Origin of the sequence: Aminobacter sp. LjRoot7 (assembly GCF_964252895.1) — a bacterium.
Classification (GTDB): domain Bacteria; phylum Pseudomonadota; class Alphaproteobacteria; order Rhizobiales; family Rhizobiaceae; genus Aminobacter; species Aminobacter aminovorans_B.
The window spans coordinates 249,289-264,064 of the sequence record NZ_CAXUPX020000004.1; the positions used below are offsets into that span (position 1 = coordinate 249,289).

A 14,776-nucleotide genomic window follows, 5' to 3' on the forward strand; every position below is an offset into this window, starting at 1 on the left:
ATTCTAAGACCTGATGCTGGATCAGCCGGCCATTGCCTGGGCAACGGCCTCGACCGCCTCGTCGGCCTTGGTGGCGTCGGGGCCACCGGCCTGGGCCATGTCGGGGCGGCCGCCGCCACCCTTGCCGCCAAGGGCAGCGGATGCGACGCGCACCAGATCAACCGCGCTCAGACGGTCGACGAGGTCGGCGGTGACAGCCACGACAGCACTTGCCTTGCCATCTTCGGACACGCCGATCAGCGTCACCACGCCCGACCCCAGGCCCGCCTTGCTTTCGTCGGCGAGGCCCTTGAGGTCCTTGGGATCGACGCCTGACACAACCTTGCCGAGATACTTTACGCCGGCAATCTCGCGCACCGCATCAGCCGAGCCGCCCTGCCCGCCACCCATGGCGAGCCGCTTGCGCGCCTCGGTGAGTTCGCGTTCGAGCTTCTTGCGTTCGTCGACCAGGGCCTCGACACGCGACAGCACGTCGGCGGGCGACACTTTCAGTGCTGCTGCGACCGTCTTCAGGCGGCGGTCCTGCTCGTCGAGGTGACGGCGAGCCGCCTCGCCGGTCAGCGCCTCGATACGGCGAACGCCGGCGGCGACAGCGCTGTCCGAGACGATGCGCACAAGGCCGATATCGCCGGTGGAACGCACATGGGTGCCGCCGCAGAGCTCGACTGAATAGGGCCGATTGGCCTTGGCGCCATACAGGCCGGTGCCCATCGAGACGACACGGACCTCGTCGCCATACTTTTCGCCGAACAGCGCCATCGCGCCCTCGGCGATGGCGTCGTCGACGCTCATCAGGCGCGTGGTGACAGGGCTGTTCTGGACCACGATCTCGTTCGACATGCGCTCGACTTCTTCGAGCTCCTCGGCCGAGATCGGCTTGTTGTGCGAGATGTCGAAGCGCAGACGCTCGGGCGCGACCAGCGAGCCCTTCTGCGCGACATGGGTGCCGAGCACCTCGCGCAGCGCCTCGTGGATCAGGTGGGTTGCCGAATGGTTCGACCGCAGGCGCGTGCGCCTGTTGTGATCGACCTTCAACTCGACAGCTGCGCCGGTCTTGAGCTTGCCCTTGGTGACCTTGCCGTAGTGGACGAACAGGCCGTCGGCCTTCTTCTGGGTGTCGGTCACCTCGACGGCAAAACCTTCACCCGAGATGGTGCCGGTGTCGCCCATCTGGCCGCCCGACTCGCCATAAAACGGCGTCTGGTTGACGACGATGGCAACGGTGTCGCCTTCGTTCACGGCGTCGATCACGGCGCCGTCCTTGAGCAGCGACAGGATCACGCCTTCGGCCTGCTCGGTTTCATAGCCGAGGAACTCGGTGGCGCCAGCCTTTTCGCGGACCGCGAACCAGACGACCTCGGTCGCCGCCTCGCCGGAGCCTGCCCAGTTGGCGCGCGCCTCGGCCTTCTGCCGCTCCATCGCGTCGGTGAAGCCGGCGAGATCGACCGAAATGCTGCGCTGGCGCAAAGCGTCCTGCGTCAGGTCGAGCGGGAAGCCGTAAGTGTCGTAGAGCTTGAAGGCGGTTTCGCCATCGAGCATGTCGCCGGCGCCCAGCGTCTCGGTCGCATCGGCCAAGAGGCCGAGGCCGCGGGCGAGCGTCTTGCGGAAACGGGTTTCCTCGAGCTTGAGCGTCTCGGTGATGAGCGCCTCGCCACGTCCGAGTTCCGGATAGGCCTGGGCCATCTCGCGGACCAGTGCCGGGACCAGCTTCCACATCAGCGGTTCGCTGGCGCCCAGAAGCTGCGCGTGACGCATGGCGCGGCGCATGATGCGGCGCAGCACATAGCCACGGCCTTCGTTGGAAGGCAGCACGCCATCGGCGACGAGGAAGCACGATGAACGCAGGTGATCCGCGATCACCCGGTACGAGCCGACGTTGCTTTCATCCGGGCCACGGCCAATCGCCGAAGATGCCGCGTCGATGAGATGGCGGAACAGGTCGGTCTCGAACACCGTCTCGACGCCCTGCAGGATCGAGGCCATGCGCTCGAGGCCCATGCCGGTGTCGATGGACGGGCGCGGCAGTGAGATGCGCTCTTCCTTCGTCACCTGCTCATACTGCATGAAGACCAGGTTCCAGAACTCGAGGAAGCGATCGCCATCCTCTTCGGGACTGCCGGGAGGACCGCCCCAGATGTGTTCACCGCGGTCGATGAAGATTTCCGAGCACGGGCCGCACGGGCCGGTGTCGCCCATCGCCCAGAAATTGTCAGAGGTGGCGATACGGATGATGCGGTCGTCGGTGAAGCCGGCGATCTTCTTCCAGTGGTCGGCCGCCTCGTCGTCGGTGTGGTAGACGGTGACGAGCAGCTTGTCCTTCTTGAGCCCGTATTCCTTGGTGATCAGGTTCCAGGCGAGCTCGATCGCCTGCTCCTTGAAGTAGTCGCCAAAGGAGAAATTGCCGAGCATCTCAAAGAAGGTGAGATGGCGGGCGGTGTAGCCGACATTGTCGAGATCGTTGTGCTTGCCGCCGGCGCGCACGCTCTTCTGCGCGGTCGCGGCGCGCGAATAGGAGCGGGACTCGAGGCCGGTGAAGACGTTCTTGAACTGCACCATGCCGGCATTGGTGAACATCAAGGTCGGATCGTTGCGCGGGACGAGCGGACTGGAGGCCACGACCTCATGTCCGTTCTTCTTGAAGTAGTCGAGAAATGTCGACCGGATCTCGTTCACGCCACTCATATTGCCGCCTTTGATCGCCGCCCTGAACAGATGCACCCCGCCTGAGCAGGCGGAAATTGGAACTGGCCTTTTAGCCGCCCACCTTAACCCTGTCCAGAAACACCGGACAGGCAAAAGCGCGCAATTCCGCCGTCTCGATCATCGTAGCCGTCTTCACAAACGCAAACCGCCGGCACAATGGCCGGCGGTCGCTCAGATTGTCTGTCTTGGGTTCGGTCCAGCGCCTGCCGGCCTCCCTCCAAAGTGCCTACATCGCACTCGCTTCGTCGCCGTCATCTTCCTCGCGCGAGCCGTTCTCCAGGAACTTCTCGGCGATCAGTCCGGCATTCTGCCTGAGCAGCTGTTCGATTTCGCGCGCCGCGTCGGGATTGTTGCGCAAGAACAGCTTGGCGTTCTCACGCCCCTGCCCCAGACGCTGCGAATTGTAGGAGAACCAGGCGCCCGATTTCTCGACCACACCCGCCTTGACGCCGAGATCGACGAGCTCGCCGGTCTTGGAAACGCCTTCACCATACATGATGTCAAACTCGACCTGCTTGAAGGGCGGGGCCAGCTTGTTCTTGACCACCTTGACACGGGTCTGGTTGCCGACGACCTCGTCGCGGTCCTTGACCGAGCCGATGCGGCGGATGTCGAGGCGAACCGAAGCGTAGAACTTGAGCGCGTTGCCGCCGGTGGTGGTCTCAGGCGAGCCATACATGACGCCGATCTTCATGCGGATCTGGTTGATGAAGATGACCATGGTGTTGGAGCGCGAGATCGAAGCCGTCAGCTTGCGCAGCGCCTGGCTCATCAAGCGGGCCTGCAGGCCGGGTAGCGACTCGCCCATCTCGCCTTCGATTTCGGCGCGCGGGGTGAGTGCTGCAACCGAGTCGACGACCAGAACGTCGATGGCGCCGGAACGCACCAGCGTGTCGCAGATCTCCAGCGCCTGCTCGCCCGTGTCGGGCTGCGAGATCAGCAGGTTTTCGAGATCAACGCCGAGCTTGCGGGCATAGACCGGGTCAAGCGCGTGTTCGGCGTCGACAAAGGCGCAGATGCCGCCCTTCTTCTGGGCTTCGGCCACGGTGTGCAGGGCGAGCGTCGTCTTGCCCGAGCTTTCCGGACCGTAGATTTCGATGATGCGTCCGCGCGGCAGGCCGCCGACACCGAGCGCGATATCAAGGCCGAGCGAGCCGGTGGAGACCGTTCCGATCTCGACAACCTGCTCATTGGCACCCAGGCGCATGATCGAGCCCTTGCCGAAGGCGCGTTCGATCTGCGACAGCGCCGCGTCCAGAGCCTTGGATTTGTCCACCGAATTTTCCTCTACAAGCCGCAATGAATTCTGAGCCATGATACATCACCCCGTAGTCGTCAATGAAGGCCGGACTGTCCGATGCCGATATAAATTTGTACTGGTTTTGTTCACTTTTGGCAAGAGCAGCCAAATTATTGAAATGAAATGATATTCCTTTCCGTGTTCTTTTTTTGTTTTCAAACTGCGCATAATCGCATGCCGCATGACCCTGACAGCCCGATACCCGGCAAAACCCATCTTGGCGAATCGCGGGCGGTTGCCGCCTCCCGCGCGGAACACTAAGTTCGCCGCCTTAAACGCCCACCGGACAGCCTCAGCATGACGTCACCCAAGATCCTTGCCATCGGAGGCGCCCATGTCGACCGGCGTGGCCGCATGACAGCGCCGTTCGTCCCGGGAGCCTCCATTCCCGGCTCGATGAGCGAGGAGGTCGGCGGCGGCGCCTTCAATGCGTTGCGCGGCGCGGTCCGGCGTGGAGCGACCGGTGCCCTGATGTCGGTGCGCGGCGGCGATGCGGCAGGCGAAGCCGTGGCGTCGGAGATCGCGGCCAACGGCATCGAGGACCTATCGGCCATATTCCTCGACCGGGCGACGCCAAGCTACACCGCCCTGCTCGACCGCGACGGGGACGTTGTGGCGGCATTGGCCGACATGGGGCTCTACGAACTGGCCTTCGCCAAGCAGCTCAGGCGCGCCAAGACACGCGAGGCGGTGGCGGCAGCGGACGCCGTGCTGTGCGACGCCAACCTGCCCGAGGCGGCTCTGGCCAGGCTTGGCGAGATTTGCGACAGGCCACTGTTTGCCATCGCCATCTCGCCGGCCAAGGCGGTGCGGTTGATACCGATCCTCGGCAAACTCTCCTGCCTCTACATGAACCGGCGCGAGGCGGCCGTGCTGGCATGCATCGCTGCTGATTCCACACCAGACGCGTTCGCTTGTGGCCTGCGCGACGCAGGGCTCAAGCGCGGCGTCGTCACGGCGGGCGGCAGCTCCGTCTTTGCCTATGACGCCGCAGGCCTGATCGAGATCACGCCACCTGCCCCGCGCTGGATCGTCGACGTGACCGGTGCCGGCGATGCGCTGGCGGGTGCAACGACCGTGGCGCTGATGCGCGGCCTGCCACCGGAGCGGGCGCTGCGCGAGGGCATTGCTGCTGCCGTGCTGGCCATCGAAAGTGCCTCGGCGGTGCCCGATCTGACCCAGGCAGACTTTGACGCGGCGCTGGCTCTTGTGCCGCAAGCCCGGGAAATGGCATGACGCGGCCCAAGGAGACCAACATGACGCCAGAAACCGCCCGCCCCTTCATCGACATCCACGCGCCTGTCGCCGCAGCCCTTGCCGCCGGCAAGCCGGTTGTCGCGCTGGAAAGCACCATCATCACCCACGGCATGCCTTATCCCGACAATTCGGCGATGGCGGCCAATGTCGAAAAGATCATCTCGGACGAAGGCGCCGTGCCCGCGACGATCGCCGTCATCAATGGGCGCATCAAGATCGGCCTGTCGGACGGTGAGCGCGAATCGCTGGCCATGACCGGCGGCGCGATGAAGCTGTCGCGCGCCGACATCGCCTATGCGGTCGCCGAAGGCCGCACCGGCGGAACGACGGTGGCTGCGACGATGATCGCGGCGCATCTCGCCGGCATCAAGGTGTTCGCCACCGGCGGCATCGGCGGCGTGCACAAGGGCGCCGAGAAGAGCTTCGACATCTCGGCCGACCTCGACGAACTGGCGCGCACGCCCGTGATCGTGGTTTCGGCTGGCGCCAAGGCCATCCTCGACATCGAAAAGACGCTCGAAGTGCTGGAAACGCGCGGCGTACCGGTGGTCGCTTACGGTTCCGACATGGTGCCGGCCTTCTGGTCGCGCAAGTCGCCCTATGCGGCCCCGCTGCGCCTCGATGCGCCTGAAAAGATCGCTCGCTTGCACACAACGCGCGGCGCACTCGGCCTCGACGGCGGCCTGCTGGTCGCCAATCCCGTGCCGGAGAGCGACGAGATCCCGACTGAAAAGATGGCTGGCTACATCGAGGCAGCGCAGAAGGCGGCCGAAGCGCAGAACATCTCGGGCAAGGCTGTGACGCCGTTCCTGCTGGCGAAGATCCTGGAACTGACCAACGGCGCCAGCCTCAAGACCAACATCGCGCTGGTCGAAAACAATGCCCGGCTGGCGGCCAAGGTGGCGATCGCGCTCGCCAAGGCGTGAACGGCCGTCGCAAAACGCATCAATATTAGCGATGCATAATATGCATTCCGGACAGGCAGGCTTAAGCTGCAGCGCGGCCAGCCTGCCGTCCGGAATTGCCCGGCGGCATCATCGGAGCTGAATGATGTCCGGCGATGGCGGACGTTGCCGATACGCTGAAGTACAGCCATTCGCGCGCTGTTGTGCGGCCCTGCTCGCACTGCCGGCATTTCTCGTCACCATTTCCCCTGTGTCGGCGCATCGGACGGCCTCTGGCTGGAAATATCCGCCTGCCTGCTGCCACGGCGACATCGAACATGGCGAGTGCCAGGCCATTCCCGAAAGGGCGGTGAAGGAAAATGGCAGCGGCTGGTCGATCGTGCTGGAACCCGGCGACCATCGCAAGGTGACGCACCGCAACCGCTACTTCGTACCTTATGGTTCGGAAATCCCCTCGGGCGACGGCGACTACCGCATCTGCCTGCACCCGACCGAGGAACACGAGAACTGCTTCTTCGTGCCGCCAGGTGCGATGTAAGGTTATTTCTTGCTGCGAAGTGCCGCCTCGAAGGCCTTGCGCGCCCACACGGCCATTTCGTCCGGGTCGTCGACGGCGCTTTCGGGGATCGTCCAGTAAGGCATGTTGACCGGCCGTCCGCCGGCATCGGTCCAGCGCGTCGCACCTGCCGCCTCGAAATCAGGCGCGCTCACCGCATCGGCCTTGAGCAGGATTTCGCCGCGCACCTCGACACCGACGATCAGGCCGTCATAGTAGATGCCCTTGCCGCCGAACATCTTGCGGATAGTGACCTCGCCGAGGCCGGAGAAGGTCTCGCGGATGGCTTCGTCGCTCATTGCCGATGCCTTTTCGGGCCGATGCCTCTCGATCCCTGAGGATCAGGCCTGCGCGCGAGCCTCGGCGAGCGCCTTGAGGTCGGCGGGCTTCAGTTCGACCGACTCGCCGCAGCCACAGGCCGAGCTCTGGTTCGGATTGTTGAAGGTGAAGCCGGTGCGCAGGGTCGTCACTTCGAAGTCCATCTGCGTGCCGAACAGGAACAATGCCGCTTCCGGTGCGACATAGACATGAGCGCCGTCGAGCTCGATGTGGTCGTCCTTGGGGTTCGGCTCGGTCACCAGATCGACCGTGTATTCCATGCCAGCACAGCCGCCCTTCTTGATGCCGAGGCGGATGCCCAAGGCATTGTCGCGGGTGGCCATGATCTCGCGCACGCGATCGGCGGCCCTGTCGGTCATTGAGATGACGGCGAAGCGTCCCATTCCAGTCTCCATTCACCGCCGGGTTAAAGGCCCGGGGAATGACTCATTCCAAGCTAAGATGGTGAAGATTGCATGTCCATGCAAGCACCACCGTCGATGGCTCAATACCAACCAACCGCGACTTGCGCCTCTTCCGACATGCGGTCAGGCGTCCACGGCGGGTCGAAGGTCATGGCGACTTCGACGCCCGACACGCCTTCGACGGCGCCGACGGCGTTCTGCACCCAGCCGGGCATTTCGCCTGCCACCGGGCAACCCGGGGCGGTCAGCGTCATGTCGATCTTGACGGTGCGGTCGTCTTCGATGTCGATCTTGTAGACGAGGCCGAGCTCGTAGATGTCGGCAGGGATTTCCGGGTCGTAGACCGTCTTCAGCGCCGAGACGATGTCGTCGGTCAGCCGCGCCAGTTCGTCCGCCGGGATGGCCGAGGCCGACATGACGCCGTTGCCGCCCGCGTCGGGCGCTGTCTCGTCGGTGGTCGCTGCGATAACGTCTTCCATGGTGCTCATCCGAAGAATTTCCGTGCTTTTTCAAGCGCCTCGGCCAGGACGTCGATCTCGGCCTTCGTGTTGTACATGCCAAAAGATGCCCTGCATGTGGAGGTTACGCCGAAGCGCTTCAACAGCGGCTGGGCGCAGTGCGTGCCGGCGCGCACGGCGACACCCTGGCGGTCGATGACCATCGACACGTCGTGGGCGTGGATGCCCTGCAGCTCGAACGAGACGATGGCGCCCTTGCCGGGCGCATCGCCGAAGATGCGCAGCGAGTTGATCGAACGCAGCCGCTCATGGGCGTAGTCGCGCAGCATCGCCTCGTGCGCGGCAATGCGCTCGCGGCCGATGCCCTCGATATAGTCGAGTGCAGCACCCAGGCCGATGGCCTGGACGATCGGCGGCGTGCCGGCCTCGAAGCGGTGTGGCGGCTCGTTGTAGGTGACGATGTCCTCGGTCACCTCGACGATCATCTCGCCGCCGCCATGGAACGGGCGCATGCGCTCGAGCAATTCACGCTTGCCATAGAGCACGCCGATGCCCGAGGGACCGTAGAGCTTGTGGCCGGTCATGACGAAGAAGTCGCAGTCGAGATCCTGAACGTCGATGGGCATGTGGACAGCGCTCTGGCTGCCGTCGACCAGAACGGGAATGCCACGCGCATGCGCGATGCGGCAGATCTCCTTGATTGGCGTCACCGTGCCCAACGCGTTCGACATATGCGTGATCGCAACCAGCTTGGTGCGGTCAGTCAGGCGCTTTTCAAATTCCTCGACGTGGAAGGTGCCGAGATCGTCGACCGGCACCCAGACCAGCTTAGCACCCTGGCGTTCCCTGATGAAATGCCACGGCACGATGTTGGAGTGGTGCTCCATGATCGACAAAACGATCTCGTCGCCCTCGCCGATATTCGGCATGCCGTAGCCATAGGCCACAGTGTTGATCGCAGAGGTGGCGTTGGAGGTGAAGACGATCTGGTCGACATTTGGCGCATTGAGGAAGCGGCGCACGCTTTCGCGCGCCTTCTCATAGGCGTCGGTCGCGGCATTGGAGAGGTAATGCAGGCCGCGGTGGACGTTGGCGTATTCGTTGGAATAGGCGTGGGCGATGGCGTCGATGACCACCTGCGGCTTCTGCGCCGAGGCGCCATTGTCGAGATAGACGAGCGGCTTGCCATAGACCTCGCGCGACAGGATCGGGAAGTCGCGGCGGATCGCCTCGACGTCGTAGGTGCTGGCTTCGACTTTGTTGTCCATCTTCAGTCGCCTGTACCGCTATGCCTGTTCGTGCGTCCTTCGAGGCTCGCTACGCTCGCACCTCAGGATGAGGACCGCAGCGCATCCAACCCGAGACTGTGTGGGCTCGATGACAACGATCCCGCTCCTCGTAGCGGCCTTGTAAGCCGCCTGTCTGCGATGCGCGGACCTTCCTCATCCTGAGGTGCGAGCCCGCGCCACGCTTATCCTTGCGTGCATACCTTCAAGGGCGAGCCTCGAAGGACGCACTTCTTACCCGTGCGTCGCAAACCAGTTGCTCAGCAGCTCTTCCAGCGGATCGACGACGCTTTCATCCTCGAGCTCCTCGATGACCTCGGCCAGGAAGGCGCGGATCAGGAGGCCACGGGCCGACTTCTCGTCGATGCCGCGCGCCATCAGGTAGAACAGATGGTTGCTGTCGATCTCGGTGACAGTCGCACCATGGCCGCAAGCCACATCGTCGGCGAAGATTTCGAGCTCCGGCTTGGTCGAGAACTCGCCGTCGTCGGACAGCAACAGCGTGTTGCAGGCCATGCGGGCGTCGGTCTTCTGGGCGATCTGGTGGACGTTGATGCGGCCCTGGAACACGCCCTTGGCGCGGCCGGTGACGACGTTGCGCACGACTTCCGTCGACGAGGTGTGCGGCACCGTGTGGTCGAGCACCATGGTGACGTCGACATGGCTGTCGCCGGCGAGCAGATTAACGCCACGCAGCTTGAAATCGGCGCCTTCGCCTGCTGCCTTGACGATGATCTCCTGGCGGACGAGCTTGCCGCCGGCATTCATCACGAACAGGGTCAGCTTGGCGTTCTTGCCGAGCTCGGCCTTGAACTGGGCAAGATGGGTCGCGGTTTCCGGCTGATCCTGGACGATCAGCCACAGCACCTCAGCGTCGTCGCCGAGCAGAAGCTGGCTGACCGAGCTGACAAGGCCAGCACCCTCGCCGGTCTGGCGCTCGACGATGGTTGCCTTGGCGCCTGCGCCGACACGCACCGGCAGACGTACGTGGCTCTGGCCGCCGGCCTGCAGGTTCTGCAGCTCAACCGGCTTTTCCAACTGGGTGCCGGCTTCGATGTCGACGAAATAGCCGTCGGCGACGAAGGCGGTGTTGATGGCGCCGATGGCGTCATCCTTGCCGTAGGTGACGAGCGCCGGGGCATAGCTGCCGTCGGTGAGCTTGTCGCTGAGGCGCTGAACGGAGACGCCGTCGATGCCTGAAACAGCCGACGACACGCCATTGGCGAGCGACAGCACGGTCGAGCCTTCGATCAGCGGCGCAACCGACTTGGCCTTGGCGCTGGCGTCGAAGTCAGGAACCGTGGAGAGCAGACGACGCAGGTCGGTGTAGTGCCAGGACTCGACGCGGCGCGTCGGCAGGCCGTCCTTGACCTGTTCGATGGCGTCGTCGCGCTTGACCATGACGGCGCCGTCGCCGGGCAGCAGCGACAGCCGCTCGCCGAAGGCATCGACAAATGCTGCCTCCGCCGGGGTCCGCTGGATTTCAGCACGCATGTTCATTGTCGACACCTCAAGCCGCCTCTTCGATGATCCCGGCGTAGCCGTTCTCTTCGAGTTCGAGCGCCAGCGACTTGTCGCCCGACTTGATGACCTGGCCCTTGTAGAGGACGTGGACGGTGTCAGGCACGATGTGGTCGAGCAGGCGCTGGTAGTGGGTGATGACGATGATGGCGCGGTCGGGCGAACGCAGCGCATTCACGCCATCCGAAACGATCTTGAGCGCATCGATGTCGAGGCCGGAATCGGTCTCATCCAGAACGCACAGCTTCGGCTCCAGAAGCTTCATCTGCAGGATCTCGGCGCGCTTCTTCTCACCACCGGAGAAGCCGACATTGACCGGACGCTTGAGCATGTTGAAGTCCATCTCAAGCGTGCCGGCTGCTTCCTTCACGCGCTTGATGAAATCCGGCACCTTGAGCGGCTCCTCGCCACGCGCCTTGCGCTGCGAGTTCATCGCCACCTTGAGGAACTCCATAGTGGCGACGCCCGGTATCTCCATCGGATATTGGAACGCCAGGAACAGGCCCTTGGCGGCGCGCTCGGCGGGATCCATCTCGAGGATCGACTCGCCATTGTAAAGAATGTCGCCCTCGGTCACCTCGTAGTCGTCACGACCGGCGAGGATGTAGGACAGCGTCGACTTGCCGGAGCCGTTGGGGCCCATGATGGCAGCGACTTCGCCAGCCTTCACCGTCAGGTTCAGGCCGCGAATGATCTCGATGCCGCTGTCGGCGATACGGGCATGCAGGTTCTTGATCTCAAGCATCTTTTTTCAGCTTTCTTCATATCTGGCGCCGAGGCGGGCGGCGCAAATTCCTGTCCACGACATTGCCGGCGTGCGCGGGTTCTCTCAGATCCCCAGCGCGCGGCGCAGCAACGGCAAAAGGCTTGCGGCAACGATTCCGGTGATGGTTCCCACGACAAGCCGCGCGGCGCGCGACTGGAACGACGGAGCTGCTGCGGCAAGGCCACCGCAGACGACCGCGTAGAAGACCATCGTGACCGGATCCATCAGCCGACGCTCCCCTCAAGGCTGATGCCGATGAGCTTCTGCGCCTCGACGGCAAACTCCATCGGCAATTCCTGGATGACTTCCTTGACGAAGCCGTTGACGATCAGCGCGATCGCTTCCTCCTCGGGAATGCCGCGCTGCATGACGTAGAACTTCTGGTCGTCGGAAATCTTCGAGGTCGTCGCTTCGTGCTCGAACTGCGCCGACGAATTCTTCGCCTCGATATAGGGCACGGTATGCGCGCCGCACTGGTTGCCGATCAGCAACGAGTCGCACTGGGTGAAGTTGCGCGCATTGGTGGCCTTGCGGTGGGCCGAAACCTGGCCGCGATAGGTGTTTTGCGAGAAACCGGCAGCAATGCCCTTGGAGATGATGCGGCTCGACGTGTTCTTGCCGAGATGGATCATCTTGGTGCCGGAGTCGACCTGCTGGTAGCCGTTCGAAACCGCGATCGAATAGAATTCGCCACGGCTGTCGTCGCCGCGCAGGATGCAGCTCGGGTACTTCCAGGTGATGGCCGAGCCGGTTTCGACCTGGGTCCACGAGATCTTCGAACGGTCGCCACGGCAGTCGCCACGCTTGGTGACGAAGTTGTAGATGCCACCCTTGCCCTGAGCGTCGCCCGGGTACCAGTTCTGGACGGTCGAATACTTGATCTCGGCATCATCGAGCGCAACCAGCTCGACCACGGCGGCGTGAAGCTGGTTCTCGTCGCGCTGGGGTGCGGTGCAGCCCTCGAGATAGGAGACGTAAGCCCCTTCCTCGGCGATGATCAGCGTGCGCTCGAACTGGCCGGTGTTCTTCTCGTTGATACGGAAATAGGTCGACAGCTCCATCGGGCAGCGAACGCCCTTGGGCACGAAGACGAACGATCCGTCGGTGAAGACAGCCGAATTCAGCGTCGCATAGTAGTTGTCGGAGGTCGGCACGACCGAGCCGAGATACTTCTTCACTAGCTCCGGGTGCTCGCGGATGGCTTCCGAGATCGAGCAGAAGATGACGCCGGCCTTGGCCAGCTCGTCCTTGAAGGTGGTGACGACGGACACCGAATCGAACACGGCGTCGACGGCGACGCGGCCCGACTTGTAGACGTTGTCGCCAGCCTCTTCATCAGACAGGCCGTCGACCGGAGCCGCTTGCTTCTGGACGCCGGCGAGGATTTCCTGCTCGCGCAGCGGAATGCCGAGCTTTTCGTAGACCTTCAGGATCTCGGGATCGACTTCGTCGAGCGAGGTCGGTCCGGGCGTGCTCTTGGGAGCAGCGTAGAAGTAGATGTCCTGGAAGTCGATCTTGGGATAGTCGACGCGCGCCCAGTTCGGCTCTTCAAGCGTCAGCCAGCGGCGATAGGCGCCGAGGCGCCATTCGAGCATCCATTCCGGTTCGCCCTTCTTGGCCGAGATGAAGCGGACAATGTCTTCGCTCAGGCCCTTGGGGGCCTTGTCCATCTCGATGAACGATTCGAAGCCGTATTTGTATTGGTCGACATCGATCTTGCGGACCTGCTCGATCGTTTCCTGCACAGCAGGCATAAGCGTTCTCCATCCACGCCGGGGTCAAGGCCCGACAGTTTTCAAACTATGGCACCGCTGGAGCGGCGTAAGTTCCATATAGTGTGCTTTTGTCGGGAATTCACCCGGAAGGATGCCTTTGGCGTCCCTGACACACCCGTTCACTGGCCCTTGGGCCAAATTTCCGCCGATCAGGCGGCCCTGGTACGGTCCGTGCGGCGCGAAAGAAGCGCCGCCAGGGCCGTTTCGAATTTCTCCACGTCCGCCTCGGACGTCTGCCGGCCAATCGACACGCGCAGCGCGCCCAGATTGTCGGCAAAGCCCATCGCCTTCAGCACGTGGCTGGGGCCGACCTTGCCCGACGAGCACGCGGAACCTGCCGAGAGCGCAACGCCCGCGAGATCAAAGGCTATCTGTGCCGTCTCGGCCTTGACGCCCGGAATAGCGAAGAATGTCGTATTGGCAAGCCGTTCGACCGCCTTTCCGAAGATTTCCGCATCGGGAACCAGCCGCAGAACCGTCTCTTCGAGGCGACCGCGCATGGCGCGGACTTCATTGGTCTCGGCCAGCCCGGCCAGAGCTGCACGCGCGGCAGCGCCAAATCCAGCAATCGCCGGCAGGTTTTCGGTGCCGCCACGATGGCCCTTTTCCTGGCCGCCGCCTGATACCAGCGGCGCGGGCATCATCAGGTCGGCCTGGCCGACGATCGCACCGGCGCCCTTGGGGCCGCCAATCTTGTGCGAAGAGAGAATCAGGTAGTCGGCGTAACCCTCTGACATATCCAGAGGAATACGCCCTACAGCCTGGACGGCGTCGAGCACCAGAACGCCGCCTGCTGCCTTTACCAGTTCGGCAATGGCGCGCATGGGCTGGATGACGCCGGTCTCGTTGTTGGCGGCGTGTATCGCGACCAGCGGCAGGCCTTCCGACTTGTCGTGGACGGCGAGTGCAGCTTCCAGGGCAGCGAGGTCGACGATGCCATTGGCGTCGACACCAATGCGGGTGACGCGATCAGCCGGGAACCGGCCACCGTTCAGAACACAAGGGTGATCGGCCTCAGTGACATAGAGGCGCGACATGCGCACAGCACCTCGGCCCATGCGCCAGTCGGGTGACAAAAGCGTGGTCGCGGCTTCGGTGGCACCGGAGGTAAGGACGACATGTTCAGGCTTGGCGCCAACGAGGGCGGCGACATCGCGCCTGGCATCCTCGATGATCTTGCGGGCGGCCCTGCCCTCGCTGTGCACCGAGGACGGATTGGCCGTTACTTCGAGCGCCGCAACCACGGCCGCACGCGCTGCGGGCAGCAGCGGCGCACTGGCATTGTAGTCGAGATAGGCGCGCGGTCCGGCCATTTTCCTGGTTTTTGCCCTGTCAAATCATGTTCGGATGGGAGGACGCGCAATTTCCTTGAAATTCCAAGGCCAGCCGTCCTATCTACCCGCTTTGCCAAATGGGCGGTTTCGCCACCCAGTTTTGAACAGTTCTAAACTAGCTTCTAAGAAGACGCGTCCCTCGCGTCAAGGCTGGGCACAGGATTGTTTCATC

Annotated in this window: 14 protein-coding genes; 3 read left to right on the forward strand and 11 right to left on the reverse strand. The window is 63.5% G+C overall.

The window, feature by feature from the left end; translation table 11 throughout:
- Nucleotides 1-21: 21 nt before the first annotated feature.
- Both alaS and recA read right to left on the reverse strand, forming a co-directional pair.
- Nucleotides 22-2,682 (reverse strand): alanine--tRNA ligase, encoded by a 2,661-nt coding sequence (gene alaS, locus ACSQ3E_RS14260; protein ID WP_436123180.1) that lies wholly within the window; start codon nt 2,680-2,682, stop codon nt 22-24.
- A 247-nt stretch (nt 2,683-2,929) separates the two neighbouring features.
- On the reverse strand, nt 2,930-4,018 hold the full coding sequence (recA, locus tag ACSQ3E_RS14265) for a recombinase RecA (protein WP_115732365.1): 1,089 nt from the start codon (nt 4,016-4,018) through the stop codon (nt 2,930-2,932).
- Nucleotides 4,019-4,300: 282 nt separating this feature from the next.
- On the opposite strand from recA, the gene ACSQ3E_RS14270 reads away from it, so the two are divergent.
- From ACSQ3E_RS14270 to ACSQ3E_RS14280, 3 genes are all read left to right on the forward strand, one after another.
- A complete protein-coding gene (locus ACSQ3E_RS14270; RefSeq protein ID WP_436123181.1) occupies nt 4,301-5,239 on the forward strand; it encodes a carbohydrate kinase family protein in 939 nt (312 codons plus the stop codon).
- Between the two features lie 20 nt (nt 5,240-5,259).
- Nucleotides 5,260-6,186 (forward strand): pseudouridine-5'-phosphate glycosidase, encoded by a 927-nt coding sequence (locus tag ACSQ3E_RS14275; protein ID WP_436123365.1) that lies wholly within the window; start codon nt 5,260-5,262, stop codon nt 6,184-6,186.
- A 121-nt stretch (nt 6,187-6,307) separates the two neighbouring features.
- Entirely contained in the window at nt 6,308-6,703 is a 396-nt protein-coding gene (locus tag ACSQ3E_RS14280; protein ID WP_436123182.1) for a hypothetical protein, read from the forward strand.
- A gap of 2 nt (nt 6,704-6,705) precedes the next feature.
- On the opposite strand, the gene ACSQ3E_RS14285 is transcribed toward ACSQ3E_RS14280, so the two are convergent.
- From ACSQ3E_RS14285 to ACSQ3E_RS14325, 9 genes are all read right to left on the reverse strand, one after another.
- Nucleotides 6,706-7,020, reverse strand: coding sequence for a TfoX/Sxy family protein (locus ACSQ3E_RS14285; protein ID WP_436123183.1), 315 nt, complete (start codon nt 7,018-7,020; stop codon nt 6,706-6,708).
- Between the two features lie 42 nt (nt 7,021-7,062).
- Nucleotides 7,063-7,443 carry a Fe-S cluster assembly scaffold SufA gene (sufA, locus tag ACSQ3E_RS14290; RefSeq protein ID WP_436123184.1) on the reverse strand — a complete coding sequence of 127 codons (381 nt, stop codon included), beginning with the start codon at nt 7,441-7,443 and terminating at the stop codon, nt 7,063-7,065.
- 101 nt (nt 7,444-7,544) lie between these two features.
- Nucleotides 7,545-7,943 carry an SUF system Fe-S cluster assembly protein gene (locus ACSQ3E_RS14295; protein ID WP_436123366.1) on the reverse strand — a complete coding sequence of 133 codons (399 nt, stop codon included), beginning with the start codon at nt 7,941-7,943 and terminating at the stop codon, nt 7,545-7,547.
- Between the two features lie 5 nt (nt 7,944-7,948).
- Complete coding sequence (locus ACSQ3E_RS14300; protein ID WP_436123185.1) at nt 7,949-9,190, reverse strand: cysteine desulfurase; 1,242 nt, start codon at nt 9,188-9,190, stop codon at nt 7,949-7,951.
- Between the two features lie 252 nt (nt 9,191-9,442).
- Nucleotides 9,443-10,708 (reverse strand): Fe-S cluster assembly protein SufD, encoded by a 1,266-nt coding sequence (gene sufD / locus ACSQ3E_RS14305; protein ID WP_436123186.1) that lies wholly within the window; start codon nt 10,706-10,708, stop codon nt 9,443-9,445.
- Between the two features lie 10 nt (nt 10,709-10,718).
- On the reverse strand, nt 10,719-11,474 hold the full coding sequence (gene sufC, locus ACSQ3E_RS14310; protein ID WP_436123187.1) for a Fe-S cluster assembly ATPase SufC: 756 nt from the start codon (nt 11,472-11,474) through the stop codon (nt 10,719-10,721).
- Nucleotides 11,475-11,558: 84 nt separating this feature from the next.
- Nucleotides 11,559-11,720, reverse strand: a complete 162-nt coding sequence (locus tag ACSQ3E_RS14315; RefSeq protein WP_310326933.1) for a hypothetical protein — start codon at nt 11,718-11,720, stop codon at nt 11,559-11,561.
- Complete coding sequence (gene sufB / locus ACSQ3E_RS14320) at nt 11,720-13,249, reverse strand: Fe-S cluster assembly protein SufB (RefSeq protein WP_436123188.1); 1,530 nt, start codon at nt 13,247-13,249, stop codon at nt 11,720-11,722. Before sufB ends, ACSQ3E_RS14315 begins: the two co-directional genes overlap by 1 nt.
- A gap of 170 nt (nt 13,250-13,419) precedes the next feature.
- The gene (locus tag ACSQ3E_RS14325) at nt 13,420-14,583 is read right to left on the reverse strand and encodes a cysteine desulfurase family protein (protein ID WP_436123189.1); all 1,164 of its coding nucleotides are present in this window, start codon (nt 14,581-14,583) and stop codon (nt 13,420-13,422) included.
- Nucleotides 14,584-14,776: the final 193 nt, after the last annotated feature.

What these genes read in the sequence shown, in the direction of transcription:
- alaS (WP_436123180.1), bottom strand. Translation starts at nt 2,682, where the DNA reads ATGAGTGGCGTGAACGAGATCCGGTCGACATTTCTCGACTACTTCAAG.
- recA (WP_115732365.1), bottom strand. Translation starts at nt 4,018, where the DNA reads ATGGCTCAGAATTCATTGCGGCTTGTAGAGGAAAATTCGGTGGACAAA.
- ACSQ3E_RS14270 (WP_436123181.1), top strand. Translation starts at nt 4,301, where the DNA reads ATGACGTCACCCAAGATCCTTGCCATCGGAGGCGCCCATGTCGACCGG.
- ACSQ3E_RS14275 (WP_436123365.1), top strand. Translation starts at nt 5,260, where the DNA reads ATGACGCCAGAAACCGCCCGCCCCTTCATCGACATCCACGCGCCTGTC.
- ACSQ3E_RS14280 (WP_436123182.1), top strand. Translation starts at nt 6,308, where the DNA reads ATGATGTCCGGCGATGGCGGACGTTGCCGATACGCTGAAGTACAGCCA.
- ACSQ3E_RS14285 (WP_436123183.1), bottom strand. Translation starts at nt 7,020, where the DNA reads ATGAGCGACGAAGCCATCCGCGAGACCTTCTCCGGCCTCGGCGAGGTC.
- sufA (WP_436123184.1), bottom strand. Translation starts at nt 7,443, where the DNA reads ATGGGACGCTTCGCCGTCATCTCAATGACCGACAGGGCCGCCGATCGC.
- ACSQ3E_RS14295 (WP_436123366.1), bottom strand. Translation starts at nt 7,943, where the DNA reads ATGGAAGACGTTATCGCAGCGACCACCGACGAGACAGCGCCCGACGCG.
- ACSQ3E_RS14300 (WP_436123185.1), bottom strand. Translation starts at nt 9,190, where the DNA reads ATGGACAACAAAGTCGAAGCCAGCACCTACGACGTCGAGGCGATCCGC.
- sufD (WP_436123186.1), bottom strand. Translation starts at nt 10,708, where the DNA reads ATGAACATGCGTGCTGAAATCCAGCGGACCCCGGCGGAGGCAGCATTT.
- sufC (WP_436123187.1), bottom strand. Translation starts at nt 11,474, where the DNA reads ATGCTTGAGATCAAGAACCTGCATGCCCGTATCGCCGACAGCGGCATC.
- ACSQ3E_RS14315 (WP_310326933.1), bottom strand. Translation starts at nt 11,720, where the DNA reads ATGGATCCGGTCACGATGGTCTTCTACGCGGTCGTCTGCGGTGGCCTT.
- sufB (WP_436123188.1), bottom strand. Translation starts at nt 13,249, where the DNA reads ATGCCTGCTGTGCAGGAAACGATCGAGCAGGTCCGCAAGATCGATGTC.
- ACSQ3E_RS14325 (WP_436123189.1), bottom strand. Translation starts at nt 14,583, where the DNA reads ATGGCCGGACCGCGCGCCTATCTCGACTACAATGCCAGTGCGCCGCTG.